The 24,535-nt window shown below is 61.5% G+C and carries 25 protein-coding genes; 10 read left to right on the forward strand and 15 right to left on the reverse strand.

The window, feature by feature from the left end:
• The first annotated feature begins 54 nt into the window (after positions 1–54).
• Together EHF33_RS11235 and EHF33_RS11240 are read left to right on the forward strand one after the other, a co-directional pair.
• On the forward strand, positions 55–489 hold the full coding sequence (locus EHF33_RS11235; RefSeq protein WP_124871411.1) for a putative toxin-antitoxin system toxin component, PIN family: 435 nt from the start codon (positions 55–57) through the stop codon (positions 487–489).
• Entirely contained in the window at positions 486–725 is a 240-nt protein-coding gene (locus EHF33_RS11240) for a toxin-antitoxin system HicB family antitoxin (protein ID WP_124871415.1), read from the forward strand. Before EHF33_RS11235 ends, EHF33_RS11240 begins: the two co-directional genes overlap by 4 nt.
• A 228-nt stretch (positions 726–953) precedes the next feature.
• Here EHF33_RS11240 and EHF33_RS11245 read toward each other — a convergent pair whose 3' ends face one another.
• A complete protein-coding gene (locus EHF33_RS11245; protein WP_124871419.1) occupies positions 954–1,142 on the reverse strand; it encodes a hypothetical protein in 189 nt (62 codons plus the stop codon).
• A gap of 4 nt (positions 1,143–1,146) precedes the next feature.
• Entirely contained in the window at positions 1,147–1,590 is a 444-nt protein-coding gene (locus EHF33_RS11250; RefSeq protein ID WP_124871421.1) for a hypothetical protein, read from the reverse strand.
• Positions 1,591–1,742: 152 nt separating this feature from the next.
• Here EHF33_RS11250 and EHF33_RS11255 point away from each other — a divergent pair, with 152 nt between their 5' ends.
• A complete protein-coding gene (locus EHF33_RS11255) occupies positions 1,743–2,930 on the forward strand; it encodes a helix-turn-helix domain-containing protein (protein ID WP_124871424.1) in 1,188 nt (395 codons plus the stop codon).
• Entirely contained in the window at positions 2,927–3,394 is a 468-nt protein-coding gene (locus tag EHF33_RS11260; protein ID WP_124871427.1) for a DUF4411 family protein, read from the forward strand. Before EHF33_RS11255 ends, EHF33_RS11260 begins: the two co-directional genes overlap by 4 nt.
• A 33-nt stretch (positions 3,395–3,427) precedes the next feature.
• On the opposite strand, the gene gcvP is transcribed toward EHF33_RS11260, so the two are convergent.
• The 3 genes from gcvP to EHF33_RS11275 all read right to left on the reverse strand — a co-directional run bounded on the left by gcvP (position 3,428) and on the right by EHF33_RS11275 (position 7,722).
• Positions 3,428–6,277, reverse strand: coding sequence for an aminomethyl-transferring glycine dehydrogenase (gcvP, locus tag EHF33_RS11265; RefSeq protein WP_124871431.1), 2,850 nt, complete (start codon positions 6,275–6,277; stop codon positions 3,428–3,430).
• A gap of 289 nt (positions 6,278–6,566) precedes the next feature.
• On the reverse strand, positions 6,567–6,827 hold the full coding sequence (locus tag EHF33_RS11270) for a hypothetical protein (protein WP_124871434.1): 261 nt from the start codon (positions 6,825–6,827) through the stop codon (positions 6,567–6,569).
• 106 nt (positions 6,828–6,933) lie between these two features.
• On the reverse strand, positions 6,934–7,722 hold the full coding sequence (locus tag EHF33_RS11275; RefSeq protein ID WP_124871437.1) for an SDR family oxidoreductase: 789 nt from the start codon (positions 7,720–7,722) through the stop codon (positions 6,934–6,936).
• An 81-nt stretch (positions 7,723–7,803) separates the two neighbouring features.
• On the opposite strand from EHF33_RS11275, the gene EHF33_RS11280 reads away from it, so the two are divergent.
• Positions 7,804–8,700 carry an ROK family protein gene (locus EHF33_RS11280; RefSeq protein WP_124871440.1) on the forward strand — a complete coding sequence of 299 codons (897 nt, stop codon included), beginning with the start codon at positions 7,804–7,806 and terminating at the stop codon, positions 8,698–8,700.
• Between the two features lie 10 nt (positions 8,701–8,710).
• Here the strand turns inward: EHF33_RS11280 and EHF33_RS11285 are convergent, their stop codons facing one another.
• From EHF33_RS11285 to EHF33_RS11310, 6 genes are all read right to left on the reverse strand, one after another.
• Complete coding sequence (locus tag EHF33_RS11285; protein WP_124871443.1) at positions 8,711–9,847, reverse strand: Gfo/Idh/MocA family protein; 1,137 nt, start codon at positions 9,845–9,847, stop codon at positions 8,711–8,713.
• Complete coding sequence (locus EHF33_RS11290; protein WP_124871445.1) at positions 9,844–10,851, reverse strand: sugar phosphate isomerase/epimerase family protein; 1,008 nt, start codon at positions 10,849–10,851, stop codon at positions 9,844–9,846. The genes EHF33_RS11285 and EHF33_RS11290 overlap by 4 nt, the downstream gene beginning before the upstream one ends.
• Positions 10,852–10,992: 141 nt before the next feature.
• Positions 10,993–11,943: an ABC transporter substrate-binding protein gene (locus EHF33_RS11295; RefSeq protein WP_124871447.1), complete on the reverse strand. Its 951-nt coding sequence runs from the start codon at positions 11,941–11,943 to the stop codon at positions 10,993–10,995.
• A gap of 121 nt (positions 11,944–12,064) precedes the next feature.
• Positions 12,065–13,063: an ABC transporter permease gene (locus tag EHF33_RS11300; protein ID WP_206431582.1), complete on the reverse strand. Its 999-nt coding sequence runs from the start codon at positions 13,061–13,063 to the stop codon at positions 12,065–12,067.
• Positions 13,060–14,583, reverse strand: coding sequence for a sugar ABC transporter ATP-binding protein (locus tag EHF33_RS11305; protein ID WP_124871449.1), 1,524 nt, complete (start codon positions 14,581–14,583; stop codon positions 13,060–13,062). The genes EHF33_RS11300 and EHF33_RS11305 overlap by 4 nt, the downstream gene beginning before the upstream one ends.
• A 172-nt stretch (positions 14,584–14,755) precedes the next feature.
• The gene (locus tag EHF33_RS11310; RefSeq protein ID WP_124871452.1) at positions 14,756–15,577 is read right to left on the reverse strand and encodes a hypothetical protein; all 822 of its coding nucleotides are present in this window, start codon (positions 15,575–15,577) and stop codon (positions 14,756–14,758) included.
• A gap of 104 nt (positions 15,578–15,681) precedes the next feature.
• On the opposite strand from EHF33_RS11310, the gene EHF33_RS11315 reads away from it, so the two are divergent.
• Both EHF33_RS11315 and EHF33_RS11320 read left to right on the forward strand, forming a co-directional pair.
• On the forward strand, positions 15,682–16,209 hold the full coding sequence (locus tag EHF33_RS11315) for a M23 family metallopeptidase (RefSeq protein WP_124871455.1): 528 nt from the start codon (positions 15,682–15,684) through the stop codon (positions 16,207–16,209).
• 55 nt (positions 16,210–16,264) lie between these two features.
• Positions 16,265–17,545 (forward strand): DUF4127 family protein, encoded by a 1,281-nt coding sequence (locus tag EHF33_RS11320; protein ID WP_124871458.1) that lies wholly within the window; start codon positions 16,265–16,267, stop codon positions 17,543–17,545.
• A gap of 16 nt (positions 17,546–17,561) precedes the next feature.
• On the opposite strand, the gene EHF33_RS11325 is transcribed toward EHF33_RS11320, so the two are convergent.
• Together EHF33_RS11325 and aguB are read right to left on the reverse strand one after the other, a co-directional pair.
• The gene (locus EHF33_RS11325; protein WP_124871461.1) at positions 17,562–18,503 is read right to left on the reverse strand and encodes a hypothetical protein; all 942 of its coding nucleotides are present in this window, start codon (positions 18,501–18,503) and stop codon (positions 17,562–17,564) included.
• A gap of 80 nt (positions 18,504–18,583) precedes the next feature.
• The gene (gene aguB, locus EHF33_RS11330; RefSeq protein WP_124871464.1) at positions 18,584–19,489 is read right to left on the reverse strand and encodes an N-carbamoylputrescine amidase; all 906 of its coding nucleotides are present in this window, start codon (positions 19,487–19,489) and stop codon (positions 18,584–18,586) included.
• A 64-nt stretch (positions 19,490–19,553) separates the two neighbouring features.
• Between aguB and EHF33_RS11335 the strand changes: the two genes are divergently transcribed.
• On the forward strand, positions 19,554–20,513 hold the full coding sequence (locus EHF33_RS11335; RefSeq protein WP_124871467.1) for a potassium channel family protein: 960 nt from the start codon (positions 19,554–19,556) through the stop codon (positions 20,511–20,513).
• A 143-nt stretch (positions 20,514–20,656) separates the two neighbouring features.
• Here EHF33_RS11335 and EHF33_RS11340 read toward each other — a convergent pair whose 3' ends face one another.
• Positions 20,657–21,727, reverse strand: a complete 1,071-nt coding sequence (locus tag EHF33_RS11340) for an agmatine deiminase family protein (RefSeq protein ID WP_124871469.1) — start codon at positions 21,725–21,727, stop codon at positions 20,657–20,659.
• A gap of 38 nt (positions 21,728–21,765) precedes the next feature.
• Between EHF33_RS11340 and EHF33_RS11345 the strand changes: the two genes are divergently transcribed.
• Together EHF33_RS11345 and EHF33_RS11350 are read left to right on the forward strand one after the other, a co-directional pair.
• Positions 21,766–22,302, forward strand: coding sequence for an HD domain-containing protein (locus EHF33_RS11345; RefSeq protein WP_124871472.1), 537 nt, complete (start codon positions 21,766–21,768; stop codon positions 22,300–22,302).
• A gap of 19 nt (positions 22,303–22,321) precedes the next feature.
• Positions 22,322–22,996: an HAD-IA family hydrolase gene (locus EHF33_RS11350; RefSeq protein WP_124871475.1), complete on the forward strand. Its 675-nt coding sequence runs from the start codon at positions 22,322–22,324 to the stop codon at positions 22,994–22,996.
• 432 nt (positions 22,997–23,428) lie between these two features.
• Here the strand turns inward: EHF33_RS11350 and alr are convergent, their stop codons facing one another.
• The gene (gene alr / locus EHF33_RS11355; protein WP_124871477.1) at positions 23,429–24,505 is read right to left on the reverse strand and encodes an alanine racemase; all 1,077 of its coding nucleotides are present in this window, start codon (positions 24,503–24,505) and stop codon (positions 23,429–23,431) included.
• Between the last annotated feature and the right edge of the window lie 30 nt (positions 24,506–24,535).

Here is a 24,535-nt window from a genome sequence, read left to right on the forward strand (position 1 = left end):
AACGGAGGTCGGGGCAAGTTCTGAAAGTGGATACACCTGTGATACCATATTTGTATGCGCGTCGTTATAGACACCAACGTTATTTACTCGGCGCTCAGATCAGAGTCTGGGGCATCTAACGCGCTTCTTCAACAAGTAGGAACTGGACAATTTGAGATGATGCTCTCTGTACCGTTGGTGTTGGAATACGAGAGTGTCCTCAAGCGGGAGGCACTCCAAATCGGTTACACCGTGGAGGACGTAGAAACACTGCTCAATTACTTGTGCGCCGCTGCAACCTCTCAACGCATTCATTTCCTGTGGCGTCCACAAGTGCGTGATGCAAAAGATGACATGGTGCTTGAACTTGCCGCGAACGCCGCCTGCGAATACATCATCACTTTCAATCTCCGCGATTTCAATCTCCGCGATTTTCGCGGCAGCGAGCGCTTCGGCGTTCAGGTGATTACGCCCGCTCAATTTCTCGCTTTGCTTGGAGGTTCAACATGACGGCTCTCAGTGTCCGGCTCCCTGATTCGCTCCATCTCCAGCTCAAGCTCTTGGCCCAGCAGGAAGGCGTGAGCATCAATCAGCTGGTGACTTTGGCAGTAGCAGAGAAAGTCACGGCCCTCAAAACTGAGGACTACTTGCTGGAGCGGGCCGCGAAAGGCAACCGTGAAGCCTTCCTCGCTGTTCTCGCCAAAGCCCCCAAAGTAGAACCCAGCCCCGAGGACCGCCTGCTCTGACGGATAATGCGAGACGCCCGCATGAACCGCGCCATTCTGGAAGATGCCACGTTTGAAACGCAGAGCGGCGACCTGGAGTACTGGTTGACCCGCTCGCCGAGCGGTTGGAGGCACTAGAACTGCTGAGGTCAATTCATTATGGCGAATTGGCGACGAATGGCCGACTGGTACGGGTGTCAGAAGTTACCCAGCCGGAATAGAGACAGGGGCTGTATATGGCGCGGGCGTCTACTTCTCACCCAGTTTGATTATTCGCACCACGTCTCGGCGCATCGGCTGATCGGTGCCCGGCCACAGGGCCCGCAGTCGGAACACCTCGGCAATCCGTTCATGGATGGGGCGGGTCAGCCAGTGGACGCTTTCCTTGGGTTCCTCGCCCAACCGGAATTTTTTAATGGTACGAACGCGCTCAGTCATGTGCTTACTCCAGTGCTTCGATGTCGGCGAGGTCACGGGCGCGGCCAGTGGCCCGTTTGTTTGCCTTGAATGTTTCTACGTCCAGCACGGGCGCTTGCGTACCGGACAGGAAGGCCATAACCCGGCGTGGGTAGGCTTCGCTGAAGGAAACGCCGTCGAGGCTGGTCAGAAGGTCAATTCGGGTCGGTTCGTACCCAAGTTGTAGCACCGTATTTTCAGTCAGAAAGTCGGCCTGACTCAGCCCGAGGCTTCCAAATCCAAACTCTTCCAAGGCCGCGAGAATTCTGGTGGCGTTGTCATCGCTGACCTCCACCCAGATATCAAGGTCTTTGGTGTAGCGCGGGTGGCCGTGAACCGCCAGCGCAAAAGCGCCAGCGACCAGATACCGTACCTGATGGGCGTTAAGTGCCTCCAGAAATTCCCGAAAGTCGTCTGGAAGTTGCGTCATGGCAGGAGTTTATCCCACACCCTAGCCCCTAGCCCCCCGCCCCGCGCCCATCACCGAGCAAAAGCGGAGGATGGGGCTGATCGTTGACCAAACGTAGTCACAGGTAAGCCCCTGTGTCATATTTATTGTGGGTACCGTCGGAGAATCTTGTGATGAGCAAGTCTGTAGAGGCAAAACTAAATCCTGCGCTATTAACTTGGGCGCGGGAAACTGCTGGATTAAGTCTCGATGAAGCAGCAAGAAAAATAGGGATCAACACTGAGAAGTTGGAAGATTGCGAACGTGGTCAGAGATATCTCACCTTCCCCCAACTTAGGACTGCGGCGGGTGCATATAAAAGATCATTGGCAGCTTTTCTACTTCCTGTGCCTCCTGCTTCTGATCCGCCCTTGTCGGATTTTAGAAGCGTCAATAACAAAAGAAAAGAAGATTATTCTGGTAAGCTTCTGATTGAAATACGCAGAGCTAAAAAAAGAAGACGAGATACGCTTGAACTATTTCAACTCCTGAATAGAGAAGTCCGTAGCCTCAACCTATTCTTTACCCTTGACGCCGATATTTCAGAGTCGGCAGCAAAGGTAAGGGGCTGGCTTGGCGTCGATATAGAAACCCAACTAGCTTGGGCCGGAAAGTACACAGCCTTAAATAATTGGATAGGGGTTTTTGAAAAGAAGGACATACTTGTTTTTCAGACGAGCAAAGTAGATAAGGAAGAAATGATCGGTTTATGCGTAAGTGAAGATTTTCTTCCATTTATACTTTTGAACGGAAAATACACTCCCAACTCCAAAGTTTTTACGCTAATGCATGAGTTCGTTCACCTAGTTCTGAGGAAAGGGGGAGTGTCTTCAGATTTTTTCGACGAAGGATTTTTAACAGACAGTGACCACTCGGATATAGAAAATTTCTGCAATAAGGTCGCTAGTGAGATTCTTGTGCCCAGTGATGACCTGGCTAACCGTTTTTTAGAAGGCAATCAAACCTACGATAACAGTCATATTAGCGCTATCGCATCTCAGTACTGTGTTAGCTCGGAGGTTATTTTAAGGAAGATGTTCGATATGGGAAAGATAAGAGAAAACACTTTCTTTGCCATATTATCTGATATTAGAAACGGTTATCGCCAAACAGCCGAGGCTAATAAGTCGAAAAAGGCGATTGTTCCTCATTACCGTTTGATTGTAAGGGACAATGGCAAATTATTTTCTGGAGCTGTGGTTGAGTCACTGGATCGTGGTCTGATAAGCGCAAGCGATATTGGCGACTACTTAAATACTAATATAAACCATTACTCCGATATAAAAAATGCATCACACACAAAATGGATGGATACTGAGTGACCACTTATGTCATTGATACTAATATATTCATCCGCCTATACAGTTGGAATCCACGTGAGATAAAACTTTACGATCATATTTGGTCTGCAATAGATGGCGCTATCAAATCTGGTAGTATGATAACAGACTCTACCGTTCAGATGGAATTGGATAAACACAACAGTCCTGCAAAAGAATGGGTCAAGACACAAATGGGCCTTGTAATACCGATGTCTAATGAGATATTTGTATGTGCTCAAGAGATAATGGCTAGATGTCCGTCTTTGGTTGATCCTGAATCAGAGCGCAATCACGCAGACCCTTTCATTATCGCAGCAGCTTTGATAAAGGACGGAGTGGCCGTTTCAGATGAAAAACCCCGAAAACAACAGAGCGATAGATGTAAAGTTCCAGACGCTTGTGATGAATTCGGGGTAAAGTGTTTAAATTTCACGGCATTTGCTAATGAGTTTCCTTGGCACTGACTTTTAACATATTTTGTTCAACTCATTATAAATCTAAGCTCCTACCCACTCCTCCATCGGCGGGCAGCTACACACGAAATTCCTGTCCCCGTACACATTGTCCACGCGGTTCACGCTCGGCCAGTATTTCCAGTGCTTCTGCGCGGGCGCGGGAAAGGCCGCCACCTCGCGGCTGTAGGCCCGGTTCCACTCTGCGGCGATCAGGTCGTCCTGCGTGTGCGGCGCGTGCCGCAGCGGGCTGTCCTCGGCGGCAATCAGGCCGTCTTCCACTTCCTGAATCTCACGGCGAATGCCCAGCATGGCCTCCACAAAGCGGTCAAGCTCGGCTTTCGGCTCGCTCTCGGTGGGTTCGATCATCAGCGTGCCCGCCACCGGAAAACTCATGGTGGGCGCGTGAAAGCCGTAGTCCATCAGCCGCTTGGCGATGTCTTCCTCGGTAATGCCGCTGGCCGTTTTCAAGGGCCGGATGTCGATGATGCACTCGTGCGCCACCCGCCCGCCTGCTCCGGCGTACAGCACCGGATACGCCCCGCGCAGCTTGTGGGCAATGTAGTTGGCGTTCAGAATGGCGACCTCGCTGGAGCGCTTCAGGCCCGCCGCCCCCAGCAGCCGGATGTACAGGTACGAAATCGGCAGGATGCTGGCGCTGCCATACGGCGCGGCGCTGACGGCTCCGGTGTGGCTTTCAGACGTGGGGCGAATGCTGTGGTTCGGCAAGAACGGCGTCAGGTGCGCCTTGACCCCGATCGGCCCCATGCCCGGCCCGCCGCCGCCGTGCGGAATGGCAAAGGTCTTGTGGAGGTTCAGGTGCGACACGTCCGAGCCGATGAAGCCGGGGCTGGTCAACCCGACCTGCGCGTTCATGTTGGCCCCGTCGAGGTAGACCTGCCCGCCGTGCTGGTGAATCAGCTCGCAGACCTCGCGCACGTTCTCCTCGAACACCCCGTGCGTGCTGGGATAGGTAATCATCAGTGCGCCTAGGTTGTCGCTGTGCTGCTCGGCCTTGGCGGTCAAATCGGCAAAGTCGATGTTGCCGTCCGCGTCGGTCTTGACCACCACCACCGTCATGCCCATCATGGCCGCGCTGGCAGGGTTGGTACCGTGGGCGCTGGCCGGAATCAGACAGATGGTGCGGTGTGAGTCGCCCCGGCTCTGGTGGTACTTGCGAATGGTCAAGAGGCCCGCGTACTCGCCCTGCGCCCCGCTGTTGGGCTGCAAACTCACGGCGTCGTACCCGGTGATGTCGGCCAGCCAGCGTTCCAGCTCGGCCAGCAGCTCGGCGTACCCCTGCGTCTGGTCGGTGGGCGCAAACGGGTGAATGGCTCCCAGTTCCGGCCACGTCACCGGCAGCATCTCGGTGGTGGCGTTCAGCTTCATGGTGCAGCTTCCCAGCGGAATCATGCCGTGCGTCAGGCTGTAATCCTTGTTCTCCAGCAGCTTCAGGTAACGCAACATGCCGTGCTCGGAGTGGTGGGCGCTGAAGGTGGGGTGCGTCAGGAACGGCGTGGAGCGCTGGAGGCTGGACGGAATGCCCTCGGTTGCGCCTGCTTCCATCACCGCCATATCTGCCGCCTGCCCGGTGATGACCTCGATGATATCCGCGAGGTCGTGAACGGTGACGGTTTCATCCAGATTGACGCCGATCTTGCCGCCGCTGTACCGGAAGTTGATTTCTTTCGCCTCTGCCCGTGTCCGAATAGCGTCCTGATCGCCCTCGAAGCTCAGCGTGTCAAAGAAGCTCTCGCTCGGCTTCAATCCGGCATTGGTCAAGGCCTTCGCCAGCATGCCCGTCAGCAGATGCACCCGCTCGGCAATCGTCTTAATGCCTTCCGGCCCGTGCCACACTGCGTAGGCGGCGGCCATGTTCGCCAGTAGCGCCTGAGCCGTACAGATATTGCTGGTGGCCTTCTCGCGCCGGATGTGCTGCTCGCGGGTCTGCATCGCCATTCGCAGCGCAGTTTTGCCCTTGCTGTCCTTGCTGACGCCAATCACCCGCCCCGGCATCGAGCGCTGATAGCTGCTGCGGCAAGCCAGAAACGCCGCGTGCGGCCCGCCGAAGCCCATCGGCACGCCAAAGCGCTGCGAGTTGCCGATGACAATATCGGCCCCCTGCTCACCGGGCGGGGTCACCAAGGCGCAGGCCAGCAGATCGGTGGCAACGATCAGCGCCGCTTGCGAAGCGTGCAACTTCTCGGCAATCGGGGTGATGTCGTGCAAGTCCCCGTGAGTGCCGGGGGTCTGAATCAGGGCCGCAAAAGTGCCTTCTGGCATTTCGGTGTCCGCTGCGCCTACCACCACGTCATAGCCGAAGTACTCGGCCCGCGTGCGAATCACGTCCAGCGTCTGCGGATGCACGTCGTCGGCCACAAAGAACACGTTGCCCTTGGCTTTGGCCGTGCGCTTGGCAAGCGTCATGGCTTCGGCGGCAGCGGTGGCCTCGTCCAGCAGACTGGCGTTGGCGACTTCCATGCCGGTCATGTCCATCACCATCTGCTGAAAGTTGAGCAGCATTTCCAGCCGCCCCTGCGAGATCTCAGCCTGATACGGCGTGTAGGCGGTGTACCAGCCCGGATTCTCCAAGATGTTACGCAGCACCACAGGCGGCGTGTGCGTGCCGCTGTACCCCATCCCGATGTAGCTCCTGAACACCTTGTTCTTGCTCGCCACTTTCTTCAAGTCGGCAATCGCCTGCGCCTCGGTGACTGGGCCACCCACCTGCATTTCGTTCTGGCGCACGATGGCGGCGGGCACGACCGAAGCGATGAAGGCTTCCAAAGTGTCAGCGCCCAGCTCACGCAGCATCTCGGTTTGTTCGGCGGGGCTGGGGGCAATGTGGCGGCGGGTAAAGTCGTCGGTTTGCAAGAGTTCAGAGAGGGGGCGCATGGGCAGGACTCCTTTGGTGGTCTGGAAGCGGAGGGGGCAGGGTCAACTCACCACTGAATAGCCCGAAACGGCCCCCGAGATTGCAGTAAGGGCCGTGTTTGCCAAACAGACACGCCCGCCTGTGCGGGTTAGTCGTTGGGTAGGGGAGGGGCAGGCGAGCAAACAAGTCCCCTTCATTCTAAAGGCAAAGCCGAGCGGGTGAGCTCAGGGCAGGGGAGTTCTGCGCCCTCAGCTCACCCGCTTCAGTCTGTGTACCGGATCATGGGTCAAAAAACGCTTTTGAGTGCCTTCAGATCGCCGGGAAAAACAAGGTGGTTTCTTCCGGTACCCAGTACGCGTGCGCTCCACTCTGGGCAGGAACGCAAAACATGACCGCTTCAAACGGCAATTCTTCGGCTTCCACCACGCCGATATTCCAGCGGCTGCGCTCCGAGCCGAGGATGGCGATGGTGCCGAGTGAAGTCTCACATTCCAAGTATTCGGTGCCCTGCTCGGCGGCGCGAATCGGCCCAACCGCGTGAACAGTCAGGTGTTTGGGGTCAGCTTGCATGCCTTCAGCAAACCACACCGCTTCTGACATGGGCGTCACATCCGGGCGTGCGGCCCAGGCCCAAACTTTGGCAGTATTCGTAAAGTCAGTGTCCGTAAAGCAGTGTCTACAAACTGGTCACGGCCCCGCCGTCCACCAGCAGCACGCTGCCGTTGACGTAGCTGGCGGCGGGCGAACACAAAAAGGCCGCCACCCGCCCAAATTCTTCCGGCTGGCCGAGGCGCTTCATTGGAATCTGGGTCTCGGAAGCGGCCCGAACTTCAGCCCGGCTCTTGCCCTGCTTGGCGGCGAGCGCGTCGTCCAGCTCGTTGATCCGCCCGGTTTCAATGCGCCCCGGCGCTAAGCCGTTCACCTGAATGTTATCGCCCGCCAGTTCCAGCGACAGACTCTTACACAGTCCCTGCACGGCGGGCCGGAAGGTGTTCGATAAAGTCAGGTTGTCAATCGGTTTCTTGACGCTGCTGCTGAGAATGGTCAGGACGCGCCCGCCGCCCGCCGTTTTCAGTAGTGGCAAGGCCAGCCGCACGCTTCTGACCACGCTCATCAGGGTGAGTTGAAAACCTGTTGCCCACTGCGCCTCGCTGAGTGCCGAGAAGTTGCCCGCTGGTGGCCCGCCCGCGTTGCATACCAGAATGTCGAGCTTGCCAAAAGCCGCGTCTATTTCGGCAAAGAGCTGGGTCAAGTCGGTTTCGCTGGCAACGTCGGCCCCAAAAGCCAGCATTTCGTTGCCGCTCGCGTCTTGAATCTGTTGGGCCGCTGCCTGAGCGCGGGCCAGATCACGAGAGCAGATCGCCACCCGCGCTCCCTCCGCCGAGAGCGCCGCCGCCGTCGCGTACCCCAGACCTGCGCTGGCCGCCGTCACGAGCGCCGTTTTTCCTGTGAGTTGTAAGTCCATTGGGCCTCCTGCGATCAAGTTAAGGTTGTGGAGTTGAGTCTAGAGCTTCTGGGGGCCGGCGCTTCCGCTTAAAATTGAGCCATGCCTTCTGACTCCATGCCCCTTCTGGCCGTTGACATCGGCGGCACGTCGCTCCGGGCGGCCCTCATTGTGGGCGAGCGCGTCACTGAGCGCCGCGAGGCCCGCACCCCCAAGCCCAGCACGCCGGACGCGGTGATGGCGGCGGCCCTCGAACTGGCCGCGCCGCTGGCCGGGCGAGCTGCCGCCGTGGGCGTGGCCTGTGCGGGCGCGGTGGCGGCTGGGCGCGTGACCGCCACCGCTGCCCACACCTTCCCCGGCTGGACCGACATCCCCCTGGCTGACACCTTCGCCTCGGCGCTCGGCTTGCCCTGCTCGGCGCTCAACGACGCCCGCGCCGCCGCTTGGGGCGAGTACGCGGCGGGCGCGGGGCGTGGGGCCAGCGAATTTATGTTCATCACCGTTAGCACCGGCGTCGGCGCGGGGCTGATTCTGGGCGGGCAGCTTCATCTGGCGGCCAACGGTTTGGATGCTGAATTGGGTTTTGTCAGCGTGCCTGCGATTTGGCATGCGGGCGCTGAGGTGCCGCCCCTCGGCGCACTGGGGCCGCTGGAATTTGAAACCAGCGGCACGGCGCTGGGCAGGCAGGCTCAGGCATTGGGCTTGCCCGACGCCCGCGCCCTTGCTGACGCTGCCGAAGCGGGCCACGAGCGGGCCGACGCCGTGTACCGCCGCTCGGCCGCGTTAATCGCTTGGAAGGTGGCCGACATCGCCGCGCTGTTGGGCGTCACCAAAGTGGCGCTGGGCGGCAGCGTGGGCCTGCGCGGCGGTTATCTGGCGCGGGTGCAAGACAGCCTCGCCCAGTTTCCCGAGCGTTATCAGCCGCGAGTGGTTCACGCCGAACTCGGCTCAGACGCCGGACTGATCGGCGCGGGCCTGTGGGCGGGGCGGGGGTTTTAAGCTCTTCTCTTCAGAATTTCGCCCACCTTCCATCCATCCCAGCACTTTCCAGCACTTTCTCAACGAAGGCCACGCCCTGCACGCCGTCTTGCAGGGTCGGGTAGAGCGTCTCAATATTCTCGCCCCGCTGCCTCGCCCAGATGTCGTCCGCCACGTCGCTGTAGATGTTGGCAAATGCCTCGATAAACGCTTCGGGGTGTCCGGCAGGCAGGCGGGTGGCCGCCGTTGCCGCTGCGCCCAGCCCCGGCCCGCCGCGTGTCAGCAGTTGGCGCGGGGCGTCGAGCTGGTCGTAAATGAGCACGTTGGGATCTTCCTGCCGCCAGCTCAGGCTGCCTTTAGTGCCAAAGACCGACAGACGCAAGTCGTTCTCGCGGCCAATCTCGATTTGCGAAACACTGAGCATTCCCTTCGCGCCGCCTTCAAAGCGCAGCAGCATGTTGGCGTCGTCGTCGAGCGCCCGGCCCGCGACAAAGTGGGTCAAATCAGCGGCCACCGCCTCCATCTCCAATCCCGTTACAAAGCTGATCAGTTGCTCGGCGTGTGTGCCGATGTCGCCCAGCGCTCCGGCGGGGCCGCTGCGGGCCGGGTCGGTACGCCAGTCGGCCTGCTTGCCCTCGCTTCCAGCGGCCAGCCAGCCCTGGTGGTACTCGGCAATGACTTTGCGAATCTCACCGAGTTGCCCGCCGCGCACCATCTCGCGGGCCTGGCGCACCAGCGGGTAGCCGGAGTAGTTGTAGGTGACAGCAAACACGCTCTGGGCCTGCTCGGCTGCCGCTTGAAGTTCCTGCGCCTGAGCCAATGTATGCACCAGCGGCTTGTCGCAGATGACGTGAAACCCGGCCTGAACGGCGGCCAGCGCCACTGGAAAGTGCATGTGGTTGGGCGTCACGATGCTGATGACTTCCGCGCCGTCTTCTCGGCCTTTTTCGCCCGCCAGCAATTCTTCCCAGGTGCTGTAACTGCGCTCCGGCGGCAGGCCCAGTGCCGCAGCCGAGGCTTTGGAACGTTCCGGCGTGCTGGAGAGCGCTCCGGCCACCAACTCATAGCGCCCATCCAGCGCCGCCGCGTGCCGGTGAACCGCGCCGATGAAGGCGTCCTTGCCGCCGCCGACCATCGCCAGTCTTAAAGGGCGTTGATAGTCGCTCACGCTTCATCCTTGGCAAAGGCCGCGTCGAACACCACGTCCGAGGCGGGGAAGTCCAGCTTGCGGGTGTAGGCGGCGCTCTCGGTGGCCCCGAAGACTCTATCCATCCGAGCGTCTTCCCACTCGATGCTCAGCGGCCCCGCGTAGCCGATGTCGTGCAGCGCCACGATGATGGCTTCAAAGTTCACGTCGCCGCGCCCTACCGAGCGGAAGTCCCAGAAGCGCCTGCCGTCACCAAAGGTGGTGTGGCCGCCGAACACGCCCACCTCACCGCTGCCGTGATTCCACCACACGTCCTTGATGTGGGCGTGGTAAATCCTGTCGGGGAAGCGCCGCAAGAATCCCACGTAATCCACGCCCTGATACGCCAGGTGGCTGGGGTCGTAGTTGAAGCCGAAGCGCTTGTGCTGGCCCACCGCTTCCAGTGCCCGCTCCGCCGTGGTGGTGTCGAAGGCGATCTCGGTGGGGTGAACCTCCAGGGCAAAGTTGACGCCGACTTCCTCAAACACGTCCAGAATCGGAGTGAAGCGCTTGGCAAAGTCGTCGAAGCCGCGCTGCCAGTAGGCTTGATCGGTGGGCGGGAAGGCGTAAATGCTGTGCCACACGCTTGAACCCGTGAAGCCCGTCACCACGCTGACGCCCAACTTCTGAGCGGCGCGGGCAGTATCCATCATTTCCTGGGCAGCCCGCTGGCGCACACCCTCGGCATCGCCGTCGCCCCAAACGTGGGCGGGCACAATCGACTTGTGGCGCTCGTCAATCAGGTCGCAGATGGCCTGCCCGACCAGATGATTGCCGATGGCGTAGACCTTGAGACCGTGCTGGGCGAGCAGGTCTTTCACGCTCTGGACATAGCCGTCTTCCTTGAGCGCCCGCTGCACGTCGAAGTGATCGCCCCAGCAGGCCAGTTCCAGGCCGTCGAAGCCCATTTGTTTGGCCAGCGGTGCGAGTTCGGCGAGGGGCAAATCGGCCCACTGGCCGGTAAACAAAGTGATGGGTCTGAGCATAGGAAATCCTCCTGAGTAGGTTCGGATGATGGTCTTGAGAAGCAGGGTTCATTGTCCCAAATTCCCTGCCTTCAAACTGAAAAGCAGGTTAGGCAACACAAAGGGGCGAGCGCATCTGGCCCGCCCCATCGCTTCAGAACTTCAGAACGGTGAATCCGGGTAGTAAAACTTTGCGGCGTTGGCTTTGGTAATCAGCACGCTGGGAATGATGGTGGACTTGGGCATGGCCGCCTTGGTCATGATCGACTTGGCGGTGAGCTGCATGGCGTCGCGGATCATGGTGGGCGGATAGGTCACGTCGGCGGTGATGAGGGGATCGCCGTCCTGGACTTTCTTGACCATTTCCTTCATGCCCGCGCCGCCCAGCACGAACTTGATGTCCTTGCGCCCGGCCTGCTGAATGGCCTTGAGCACGCCCACGGCGATGTCGTCGTCCTGTGCCCACACCGCGTCGATTTTGGGAAAGCGGGTCAGGTAATCCTGCATGACCTTGAAGCCGTCGTCGCGGTTCCAGTTGGCGTACTGCTTGTCCAGAATCTTGACGTTCGGGTACTTGGCCTTGAGGGTGCTCTCGAAGCCGTCCACCCGTTGATTGTCGATCACGGTGGCGATGCCGCGCAGCACCACGACGTTGCCCTTGCCGCCCAGCGTTTTACCCACGTACTCGGCGCTGACTTTACCGAGGCCCGGATTGTCGCCCGCCACGTAGGCGCTCTGAGCGGTGGGGTCGGTCAGGGCGCGGTCAACGACCACTGTGAACACGCCTTTTTTCTGGAGGTTGCCCACCGGACGGGTCAGCGGAGCGCTTTCCTGCGGCAAGATCACCAGCGCGTTGATCTTGTTGACTGCCGACAGGTCTTGAATCTGGTTGGCCTGCTCGTTGGCGTCCTTGGCGGTCTTGACGATGACGGTCAGCCCCGGATACTGCTTTTCGAGTTCGGCTTTGGCCTGATTGGCCCAGTAAACTATGCCCGCCGTCCAGCCGTGATCGGCGGAGGGAATCGAAACGCCCATGACCTGCTTGGTCTGCGCCAGCGCGGCGGAAGCGAGGAGTGTGAGGGAGAGGAATGCGAGCGTTTTGAACTGTTTCATGGTGACTCCTTTGACGAGAGGCTAAGAAACTAAGGGGTTTTATCGGTTGCCCTCCCTCTTCAGGAAAGGGGGGAGCGAGCGCAGCGAATCTGCTAAGGTGGCAAACCCTGCGGCAGCCCCCTCACGTCCGTTTCCCCCGCTGCATGAACGCCACGATGATGATGACCACGCCCTGCACAGCGGCGTTCAGGTACACGCTGATGATGGACGTGAGGTTCAGGACATTTTCAATGGTGACCAGCAAAATCGCCCCGACCACCGTACCCCAGATGCGCCCCGAGCCGCCTTTGAGGGCCGTTCCGCCGATAATGACGGCGGCGATGGCTTCCAGCTCCCACAGCAGGCCGGTGCTGGGGCTGGCGCTGCCGAGGCGCGGCACATACAGCAGGGTGGCCAGCGCCACGCAGACGCCCTGAATCACGTAAGTGATGATCTTGACCTGCGTGACATTGACGGCGGCGTAGCGGGCCACCTGCTCGTTGCTGCCGGTGGCCTGTACGTAGCGGCCATAGCGGGTGCGGTTGAGAATCAGTCCGCCCAGCAGCGCGACGGCGGCGAACACCAGAATCGGAATGGGAATGCCCAGCAGCTTGCCGTAAAACACCGGGCTGTACGCGTCGCTGAGGGTGTTGTTCAGCGAGATGCTGCCGCCCTGCGAGAGGTACGTCAGCACCGAGCGGAAGATGCCCAGCGTGCCCAGCGTCACGATAAACGGCTCGATCCGGCCTTTGGTAATGACCGTGCCGTGCAGCAGCCCCGCGCCCGCGCCGATCAGCAGGGCGCACAGCATCCCGATGAGGATGATGCCCACCGAGCCGAGGCTAGGACTGATGGCGTTCATGACCAGGATCATCGACCCGGCGATCAGCGCAGCCATTGAACCCACTGAAAGGTCAATGCCGCCGGAGATGATCACGAAGGTGGCTCCCACCGCGATGATGCCGATAAAGGCGGCGCGGGTCAGCACGTTGGACAGATTGGCGAGGGTCAGAAAGTCAGAGTTGAGCAGGGTCGCCACGATCATCAGCGCCGCCAGGCCCAGCAGCGGCCCCAGCGAACCGATCCGGCTGAGGATTGAAGGGCGGGGTGAGGTTTGAATATCGCTGGGTTTGGTGGTCACGCGCTCTCCCTGTGGGCGGGTTGGGCCGAAGCGACCTTGAGGCCGGTGGCGTACTGAATGACTTCCTGTTCGTTCATCTCGGCTCCGCTGAGTTCACCCACGATCTGGCCTTCCCGCACCACCAGCAGGCGCTGGCACAGGCCCAGCAGCTCGGCCAGTTCGCTTGACACCACGATCACTCCTTTGCCACTGGCCGCCAGTTGGTGAATCAGCAGATAAATCTCGCGCTTGGCTCCCACGTCCACGCCCCGCGTCGGTTCGTCCAGCACGATCACCTGCGGGTTGACTTCCAGAATGCGGGCCAGCGCCAGCTTTTGCTGATTGCCGCCCGACAGGGCGCTGGCCGGAACATCCAGCCGCCCGCTGCGGATGCCGTAGTCCCCCACCGCTTTGGTCAGCGCCACTTGCTCGGCTTTGACGTTGAGCAGCGGGTGGGCGTAGTGTTCCAGCGTCATCAGGGTCAGGTTGGGCCGCAACTTGAAATCCACCAGCAGGCCCTTGCCCTTGCGGTCCTCGGAGAGGTAGACCAATCCGGCGCGGGCGGCATCCTGGGGAGAGTTGAGGCGCACGGCCTTTCCGGCGATGCGGACTTTGCCCAGCGTGCGCGGGCGCAACCCCAGCAGCCCCTCGAACAGCTCGGTGCGGCCCGATCCGACCAGCCCCGCCAGGCCCAACACCTCGCCCGCCCGCAAGGTAAAGGTGATGCCCCGCGCCCAGCCCGGCACGCTCAGGTCTTCGACGTGCAGCAGTTCCTGACCAGTCGGCTGCCCCTTGACCGGAAACATATCCTCCAGCTCACGTCCGACCATCAAATTGGCCATCTGGTGCGGGGTCAGTTCGGCGGCTGGGCCAGTCTGGACCACCGCGCCGTCACGCAGAACCGTCACGGTGTCGGCCAGCGCTTTGACTTCCTCCAGCTTGTGGCTGATGTAGAGGATGGTCACGCCCTCGCTGCGGAGCTGGCGAATCAGCCCGAACAGCACTTCCGTTTCGCGCACGGTCAGGGCTGCCGTCGGCTCGTCCATGATCAGCACGCGGGCCTGACGCGCCAGCGCCTTGGCGATTTCGACGAGTTGCTTTTGCGGCACGCTGAGGTTGCGCACCCGTGAGCGAGGATCGAGCGTGACGCCCAGCCGGAGGAGCGCCGCGCCCGCTTCACGGTTCATGGCCGCGTCGTTGAGCAGCGCTCCGCCGATCTCGCGCCCCAGAAAGATGTTTTGCGCCACCGTCAGATCGTCGGCGAGGTTGAATTCCTGGTGAATCAGCACCACGCCCCTTGCCTCGGCGTCGCGGCTGCTGTGCAGCGTGGCGGGCTGCCCGGCGATGATCAGTTCACCGGAAGTCGGGGGCTGGTAGCCACCCAGAATTTTCATCAGGGTGGACTTGCCCGCGCCGTTCTCGCCGATCAGTGCCTGCACCTCGCCCGCCAAGATGCCAAAGCTGACACCGTGCAGCACCTCGACGGGGCCAAACGACTTGGTGATGGATTTGAATTCGGCGGCGTAAGAAGGTTGACTCAAGAATTCACCTGCAAAGCGCGGGACAGAAGAGGGTGATCAAGGCGTGTGGATTGTCGGTGAAGTGAAGATAACACAAAATCGGGTCAACGAAATCGATTTTCTAGTGGCCGATGGATGGGCAGGCGGCGGCTCGGCGCTCGAACGGCCTGCGCGTTATTGAGCGGCCAATTCCTTAAAGTCCGATGTCGCCCGCCAATAGCCGCTGATCCACCTGCGTCAAGCTAAAGTACTGGCTGCCCCCCTGCCAGTCCAGCACCCAGATCAGATCGAAGCGCTGGTCGGGCCACTGAGCTGGAATCAAATCAGGCTGCCCGGTGATGGCCTGTACCATCTCGGAAATCAGGGCATGTTCCCAGGCCACCAGCACGGCCCCCTGAGCGCCGCCCTTCCGCGCCGCTGCGCCGAGCATCTGGCCGAGCAAGTCGGTCTGGGTTTTGAGGTACGGCTGCTCAAGCGTGAGGCTCAGGCGCTCGGCCAGCGGCATCAGCGTTTCGGCGGGGCGCTGGCTGGTGCTGCCCTGACCTATTGCCGAGGCGAAGAGCCGGGTCGGCTGCGCTAAGGCGCTGAAGTGAGGCTCACCCAGCAGTGGAGCCTGGCTGAACAGTTGCGCCAGCGCTCCGGCCCGCTGCCAGCCGCGCACCGTCAGCGATTTGGGATCGGGCTGACCTGCAGCGGTGATGCCCAGCGGGCTGCCGACATCAGCGTTGGGTTTCTCGGCATGGCGAATCAGCATAATTTTGGGCGCGGCGACTGAGGGCGCGGGGTTGCGTTGTGCGGCTTTCGCTGAACTTTGCAGCGAACTGGCAGCGGGCAGGCTCAGGAAGCCCAGCCCGGCCCACTCAAGAAAGGTGCGCCGCGAACATCGAGGGTGCTGGAGGTCATGGCTCATCATAACTTTCCTTTCCGTGCTCGGCGTGGTGCGCGACGCCTCGCGGCCCCCGACGGCGAACGAACTGCGCCCTGTCGTGGAATCGTTGGTGCTGAGATTCGTCACGCCCTATGAGATAGCTTGTTTTCATAATCCGCAGACGAAAGGCCCGGTTAATTTGCGTCCGCCGCTCAAGCCGTCCTCACCCGTAAGCCTGAAAATACAGCTCTATGCGCCGTTTATTCGGCTGGCTCCTGACTCTTATCCTGCTTGCGGGCGGCACTTATCTGGCCTGGCCCTTCATCCAGAATGCCCAGCGGTACGCGGCGCTGCTGTCGGCTCCCGTGCCCACGCCGAGCAGTTTGCCGCTGCCACTGCCGGGGGTGCGCTTCGCCGATACCTGGGGGGGTGCCCGCTCAGAGGGGCGCAGACACGAGGGCGTGGACATCTTCGCGCCGCGCGGTACGGAGATCGTGGCGACCACTGAGGGAATGGTTTTGAACGTCGGGCCCGACCGTCTGGGAGGCCGAACGGTGATGATTCTGGGGCCAAGCGGCGCGAGACATTACTACGCGCACCTGGAGCGCTATCCCAATTTGAAGCGCGGCGACTGGGTCAAGGCGGGCGCAGTGGTGGGCTACGTCGGCGACAGTGGCAACGCCAAAGGCACGCCGCCGCACCTGCATTACGGGATTTACCAAAGCGGCGGGGCCATCAATCCTTATCCGCTGCTGAAGAAGGCGTGGCTCAAAAACTGACCGCTGGCTCTTCTCCCTGACCGCTTTCCTCACTTTTCTTCGCTAGCTTAAACGCATGACGTCCCGCTTTTCCCACCGCCTGCTCGCCTCCGCTGTGCTGCTGCTTCCTGCTGCCCAGGCCCAGATTCTGCTGCCGCTCGACTCGCGCCCGGCCACTTCCACCTTGCCTGCCGACATCGCCGGACTCGTCAGCCCCGACGTGCGGCTGGCTCCCCAGTGGCTGCTCGGCGCACTGAAGCAGGGAGCAGCCGAAGCCCCCCTTCAGGCGTGGCTGGCCGCCCAGACCACACCGCAAGACCTGCCGCTGATCGTCTCGCTGGACGCGCTAGCTTACGGCGGGCTGGTGCAGTCGCGCACCTCGCCCATCAGCGTGGACGCTGCCCTGGCGCGGCTTGCAGTCCTGAAAACCAAAGCCGCCGAGAAGCAGCCGATCTACGCCTTTATCACCCTGCCGCGCTCGCCCGACGCCACCGACCGGGCGCGGAATCTGGCAGTGGCACGCGAGATGCTGAGCTGGGCCGCCGACGGCACCTTTAGGGAGTTGCACATCACCTGGGACGACGCCCTGCCCGGCTCGCCCGCACCGCAAGAAGGCGCGGAACTCGCCAAAACCGCGCCCGCCAACGTGCTGGTTTATCCGGGCGCGGACGAGGTGCTGAGCAGCTTGGTGGCTCGCGCCCTCGCGCCGGAAGCCGCCCGCGTCAAAGTGGAGTACAGCGACCCCGCAAAGGCGGACGCGGTCATCAAATACGAGGGGATTGCCCTGTCGCGCAGCGTGGCCCTGCACGCTCAGGCCACCGGCTTTACTTTGGTAGCGGCGGGGGAGAGTGCGCTGCTGACGTTATATGTCTACAACGGCGGCGACTCGCGCACAGCGGCGCTGCGGGTTTCGGCGCTGCTGCGGCGGGGCAAGGTGGCGGTGGTGGATGTCAACGCGGTCAATCAGGGCAATCCGGGGCTGTGGAGTGACCTCACCACCCTGCGCCGCCCGGAGAATTTGGCCGCGCTGGCCGCGTGGGGCACGCCCGGCAACAACCTCGGCTCGGCGCTGGCCCACGCCAAGCTGGTGCTGCACGGCGCTGACCCGATCAAGCAAGACGCGCTGCTGGCCCGCGAGTACACCAACGACGTGATCTACAGCGCTCAGCTCCGCCCGCAAATTCGCAAAGCCCTGCCCGAAGCCGAGCTGAGCAGTGCCAAAGCCTCGCAGGTGGCGCTGGCACTGGCCCAAAAGGATTTCCCGCTGCAATTTGCCCAGCGCTACACCCTGACCGAGGCTTCTTTTCCTTGGGGCCGGTCATTCGAATGGCAATTCGAGTTGAAGAAGCTGCCCTGAGCTTGCTTTATTTATTTCAAGGCGAAGCGGGCATGGCAGTCTGCTGGGTCAGCCAGGGCAGCGTTTCGAGCTGCTGAGCCACCCAGCCAATCGCCTGACTTTTGGCATAAGACACGCCGCTGTGGTCTTCACGCGCCGAGACAAAGGTCTTGATGCCGCTCTTGCTGCCGTCCAAGCGCTGGTTGGGCGTCAGCTCAAACAGGTAGTTGACGTAAAGGCCGGGCGTCGTGCCGCTGCTGGCAGGCCACCGTTTGCTCTGCACTTCCAGATTCACCGCCACATTGGGCCAGACGGTGTCTTTGAGACGCACGGTTTTGCCGTTCACCAGCACGCTGTTGCAGGCCAGCAGCGGTGAGCGCTGGGGGTCGTTGCCCCAGACCGCCGATTGGGCCGCCAACAGTTCGGGGCTGTGGTCTACGTTCCAGGCCGCGCAGTTGGCGTCCAAATCAATCAGGGCGGCGATCGGCACCTGCCCAAATAGGGTGCTCAGGTAGTGGGCCCACACCGCGCCGTGCGAGTGGCCCACCAACACGATGCGGGCCGGGTTGCTGCGGCCCGTGACATACGCTTTGATCAGCCGCTGGTAGTCGCTGAGCAAATCGAGGACGCCGCGCTGGGGCAACTTGGAGCGGCGCGAGGTGAAATCGGCGGTGATGCGCTCGGCGTACCCGTGAACTTCGGTCTTGAGGCCGCGCTGCTCGAAGACCTTGGCAATGGTCGCCAGCGTGCCGCGCTCACCGAGGTAATCCCAGTTGTCCTGCGGCGCTTGGCAAGGCGGGCCGCAGCGCCCCGAAATGCCGAAGATCAGCACGTCGGGGCTGCCCACCGGGCGCTGGGTAAAGCGCAGTTGCTCGGCCAAACCCGGCGGCTGGTACACCACTGGACTGATGCTGGCCATCGGCGCACAGGCGCTCAGAAGCGCGAGGCCGGCAGAGGTGAGGAGCAGCAAGCGCGTCATGGCCGCTTTACTCTAGCGCCGCTGAGGGCGCTCAAAAGTGGGCGCTGGGGCTGAAGTTGGTGCTGGAGTTGGGGCATGGCTCAGCCCCGCCGCGTCACGCCGTCCATGGTCAGCAGTGGGCCGTAGAGTTCGGGCCGGCGATCCCGAAAAAAGCCCATGCCTGCCCGAAATTTGCGGGCTTCTTGCAAGTTCATCGGGTGAATCAGCGCTCCTTCCTCGGCGCTCCCAAATTCGGCCACCAATTCGCCGGTGTAATCACTAATAAAACTGTGCCCGTAATAGGTCTGGGTCAGCCCCGCCACCACTTCAGCGCCGATGCGGTTGGCCGCGCCGACATAGCTGGAGTTGCTGACCGCGTGGCCCTGCATGGCCCGCTGCCACATGGCGTGGCTGTTGGGGCTTTCCACGCCCTCAGGTTCTGAGCCGATGGCGGTGGGGTACAGCAAAAAGTCAGCGCCGAGCAGCAGCATGGCCCGCGCCGATTCGGGATACCACTGATCCCAGCAGATGCCCGCGCCAATGCGCCCGTACCGGGTCGGCCAGACCTTGAAGCCGGTGTCGCCGGGCGTGAAATAGTATTTTTCTTCGTAGCCTGGACCGTCAGGAATGTGGGCTTTGCGGTAGACGCCGAGCATTTTGCCGTCCGCGTCAATGCAGGCCAGCGAGTTGTAATGGGTCTGGCCCGCCGCTTCAAAAAAGCTGATCGGCAACACCACGCCGAGTGCGGCGGCCAGATTTTGAAAGCGGCCCAAAAAGGGGTGACCCTCCACCGGACGCGCCAGAGCAAAGTAGTCTTCGCGCTCCACTTGGCAAAAGTACAGGCTTTCAAACAATTCCGGCAGCAAAATGACGTTCGCGCCTGCCCCGGCGGCGTCTCTGACATGCTGCTCGGCCCGCGTCAGGTTGTCGGCGAGTTGGTCGGTGACGTGCATTTGAATAACGGCCAGATTGACGGTTGAAGGCGTTGGCGCAGCGGGAATGGACATGCTTTGAGGGTAGCTCAAACCCGCCGCAAGAAGGCAAGCTTGCCAACCCTTCATACTTAGGTGTATGTCCAGCGTGCGCCCGATCTGGTTGGTGTTGGTGCTGCTGACCCTCATCGGTGGCGGCGCGTCGGGCTACTACTGGCTGGAAGGCTGGAACTGGTCAGACAGCGTGTACATGACGCTGATGGTGCTGACCACCGTGGGCTTCAATGAAGTGCATCCACTCAGCCGCCCAGGCGAGTACTTCACTGATGTTTTGATGGTGGTGGGCATCGGGCTGATGCTGTATTTGCTGACCGTCTTGGCCGAAAGTGCGCTGCGCGGCGTGGTCGATCCGCAAAGGGCGCGGCGCAGAAAGGAGCGGCGATTGAACATGCTCAGGGGTCATACGTTGGTGTGCGGTTACGGCCAAGTCGGTGAAGCGGTCTGCGCCGCCCTCAAGGAAGCGGGCCGCAGCGTGGTGGTGATCGACACCGACGCGGAGCGCTTGGCCTACGCGTCGGCGCACGGGTTGCAGGTGCTGGGCGGTGACGCCACCGACGAGGAAGTGCTCAAGCGGGCAGGCGTTGAACGGGCCGGCGCTCTGGTCAGCGTCATCCATTCTGATCCGGCCAATTTGTATGTGGTGCTCTCAGCCAGGGGCTTGGTGCCAGAACTCAAAATCATTGCGCGGGCCAGTGATGAAAGTGCGGCCCGCAAAATGCGCCGGGCGGGGGCCAGCGAAGTGGTCAACCCTTATCAGCTCAGCGGCAACCGAATCGCCCGCTTGATGATCGCGCCGCACTTGGCCCGCTTCCTGAACAGCGACCTTGATTCCGGCCACTTCGCAGTGCGCGAGGGTGCGGTGCCGAGCAGTTACGTGGGCAAAACCATCGAGCAGTTCGGCCAAGACAGCGGAGCGCTGGTGGTGGCGATTTGGCGGAACAACCAAGCTCTGCGTGCTCGTCCGCAGGAAGTCTTGCTGAGCACCGACACCTTGCTGCTGGCCGGAACGGCGGCCGAAGTGGCGGGGGTGGGAAGCTAAGGAAAACAGCGCTCATCTTGAGATAAACCGGGCGGAGCGGGCAGGCCCAAAGAGGTGCGGCCAAGCGTCGTCATCGGCGCTTCTCTGGTCAAGACGCCGCTTTGCCCAAAACGAGGAATTCCGAAACGGCAGTCTGGCCGTATTTAGGACAGCTCAACCTCCTTGCCCCTCCACACCTCGCCCGCTGGCTGCTGCTGAGTGACGCAGTGAAACGAGCCGCCGCCCTCGATAAGTTGGCGGCTGGGCAGGCCGATGACTTGGCGGCCCGGAAAAAGCGGCCTCAGCACCTCCAAAGCTTTTTTGTCGTTGGCGTCGTGGTACTGCGGCACCACCACAAAGCCGTTGCCGATATAAAAGTTGGCGTAGGTGGGCGGCAGCCGGCCTTCTGCGCCTTCCAAGCGGGCGGCGGGCAGCGGCAACTCCACGACTGTGAAAGGCTGGCCGCTCGCGTCGGTCATCTCGCGCAGGGCAGCTAGATTGCGCTGCATCGGGGCAAAGTTGGCGTCGTCAGGGTCGCTCTCCACGCTGGTCACGAGAGTGGTTTCACTCACAAAGCGGGTGATGGTGTCGATGTGGCCGTCGGTGTGGTCGTTTTCCAGGCCGCCGCCGAGCCACAGCAATTTTTCTAAGCCCAGCGTCTGTTGCAGCAGCGCCGCGTACCCCGCTTCGGTCAAATCAGGGTTGCGGGTATCCGTCAAAAAGCACGAACGGGTGGTCAGGCCCACGCCCGCGCCGTTGACTTCCAGGCCGCCGCCTTCCAGCACCTCGGGCCTGTCCCAGTGCGCCATGCCGAGCGCTCCCGCCACATATTCCGGTACTTGGTTGTCGTTTTCAAATTCAAATTTGCCGCCCCAAGCGTTGAAGCGCCAATTGATCAGGCCGACTTGCTGGCCGCGCCTGACGAAAATCGGGCCGCTGTCGCGCAGCCATACGTCGTCTAGGGCTTGGCGGTGGTAGGTGACATTGGCATCCTCCAGCCTCAAACGGGCGTCTCGTTCGCTTTCCTCGTCACGCACAATCAGCTGAACCGGTTCAAAGCGGGCAATGGTTTTGATGAGTTCCGCGAATTCGCTGCGCACTCCGGCCAGATGGCCAAACCAAAGCTCGTCGTCAGCGGGCCAGCCCAGCCAGGTGGCGGCGTGGGGTGCCCATTCCGGCGGCATGGCAAAGCCCAGCGCGTGGGGGCTGGGGTCGGCAGGGGAGAAGTGGGTCATGGGAAAAGGATAGCTTGCTGCTTGCTATCTTTGCTTTTATGCAGCGCAACCAAGCCTACGCCCTGATGCTCCAGCACACCCCCTCCGAATCTTTGCAGCGGCATATGCTGAATGTGGAAGCGGCCATGCGCTTTTATGCTCGCATCTGGAATGAAGACGAAGAAACGTACGCCGTGACTGGTCTGCTGCACGACTTCGATTACGAACTCCACCCGGAGCAGCATCCGTTTTGGGGCGTGGAGTATTTGCGCTCCAACACTGAACTCAGTGAAGAGGTGCTGACGGCCATTCTCGGCCACGCGACTTACAGCGGGGTGGCGCGTGAAACCAAATTGGCCCAGACGCTGTTTGCCGTAGACGAGCTGACCGGCTTGGTGCAGGCCGCCGCACTGGTGCGCCCCGACAAAGACGTGAGCAAGGTCGAACTCTCCAGTCTCAAAAAGCGTTTCAAAAACAAAGCGTTCGCGGGCGGCGTCAACCGTGAGGAGGTCACGCAGGGCGCACAGGAACTCGGCGTGGATTTGGACACCCACATGCAAAACGTGCTGAAAGCGATGGGGGAGATGGAGAGCTGAAAGCTCTTACACTGGAAGCATGACCGCTCCAGCTCCCACCATCCAAGCCCTGATCTTTGATTTCGACGGCACCATCCTCGATACCGAAACCCTTGAATTTCGCCGCTGGGAAGCGCTCTACCGCCAGCACGGGCGTGAGCTGGCGCTCCGTGACTGGCAGCAGGGTGTGGGCACCTGGGACGCTTTCGATCCTTGGCTGGGCCTCCCCGACGCCGTGCAGGTGCGCCGCAGCGAAGTCCACGCCGAGCTGCACGACCAGATCACTGCCGACATCACCGTCTCCGAGTTGCGCCCCGGTGTGCTGGGCGTGCTGGAAGAAGCGCGGGCGGTGGGCCTCCGGCTGGCTCTGGCGACCAGCAGCGACAAAGTCTGGGTCAGCCGCTGGCTGGAGCAGCACGGCCTCCTCGGCTTTTTTGAAGTGATGGCCACCCGCTACGACGTGACTCAGGTCAAGCCCAGCCCCGAGCTGTACACGCTGGCAGTCACACAACTGGGCCTGCGCCCTGAGCAGTGTCTGGCCATAGAAGACAGCTTCAACGGCGCGACAGCGGCGGCAGCGGCAGGCGTGCGGGTGGTGGTGGTGCCCAACGAAGTGACGGCCACCCAGGCTTTTTTGCCGACCTGGCCGCGCTTGGAGGGCTTTACCACGCTGGCTGACTTGCTGGCGGCGGGGGAAGTGGAGTTGCCGTCTTGAGGTGATTTTGGCTGTGTATGGCGGGTTTGGTGCATGGTGGCCCTCTCACCCTTCCGCATGCGGCTCCCTCTCTCTCCCACAGGGGGCGAGGGATAAAATGCGTACGCTTTTGAAATTAACCTTCAGCTGCCCAGTTCATAAGCTGGGCAGATACGAACCGCAGCGGCCAAAACGTAAACGAGTAGCCAGCCGTGGAGAACGTAGGAGGAAGGAGCCAGCAGAAACGCCGCGAAGACACAGTGCCGAGCGCAGCGACTAGCTCCCCCTTCCCAACGGGGAGGGGGCTTCTTGGGCAGAACGGACGCCCATGAGGACGCCTGCCCGCTGGGGGGTGGGGAACAACGATGACAACACCCTCCCGCTGAGCGACGGGCAAATACAATCCAACAAACCGAACCGAAACCAACGACCCTTCAAGACGTCAGTGTGCGTCTACTCTGCCGACACCCGCTCCACCCGCTCGCCCAGCCCGGTCAGCACTTCATAGTCCACGGTGTCGCCCCACGCCGCCACGTCGCCCAGCGTCACCGGCCCGTTGCCCCAGACTTCCACCCAGTCGCCCACCTTCACACTCAGGCCGCTGACATCCAGCATGAACTGATCCATACAGATGCGGCCCCGCACTGGGCGCACCTGACCCGCCACCACACACTGCGCTTTGAGGGTGGCGTTGCGCGGATAGCCGTCGGCGTAGCCAAATTGCACGGTGGCAACGTCTTGGTCGCGCTCCGCCGTGTACAGCCCGCCGTAACCGATGGTTTCGCCCGCATAGACGCGGTGCACCGAGCCGACGCGGGCCATCAGGCGCATCGCAGGCCGCAGCGGCCACAAACCGTGCAGATGCTCCGGCGCGTAGCCGTAGAGCGCCAGCCCCGGACGGGCGAGGCTCAGCCCCTCCACCTGACCGAGGCCCAGCACACCGCCGCCGTTGGCCGCGTGGGCCAGCAGCGGAGCGCCACTGACCGAGGACGGAAGCTGTGCCAAGACCGTCTGAAAGACTTCGAGCTGCTGACGGGTGGGGCCGAGGTCGGGTTCGTCGGCGCGGGCGAAGTGGGTGTAGACGCCTTCCAGCATTCCCAGATCAGTGAGCTGCTGACCGAGCCTGACGGCTTCAATCGGCCTCGCGCCGTTGCGGTTCATGCCGGTTTCGACCTTTAAATGCACTTTGGCATTTTTCGGCAAGGCGGCGACTTCCTCGGCGGTGCTGATGTTCAGCCGCACGCCCAAGTCGGCGAGTTCGGCAAACTCTTGCGGTGCGGCGGGGGTCAGCAGCAGCACCGGTTTGCTGGGCCTGAGCGCTGCCAACGCCTGCGCTTCACGCGGCATGGCCACCGCAAAGCCCCACACCTCCGGCAAGTCTTCCAGCGCCCGCACCACCAGTTCTAGGCCGTGGCCGTAAGCGTTGGCCTTGACGGGGGCAATCAGCCGCACTGCGGCTCGGCGCGAGAGAAGTTGGGCATTTTGCCGCAGAGCGGACAGCGAAATCTGGGCTTGAGAGCGGGCCAACATGTCCTCAAGATAGAGCAGGCGGCGGCACCA

This window comes from Deinococcus psychrotolerans (genome assembly GCF_003860465.1).
In the GTDB taxonomy this organism is placed as follows: Bacteria; Deinococcota; Deinococci; order Deinococcales; family Deinococcaceae; genus Deinococcus; species Deinococcus psychrotolerans.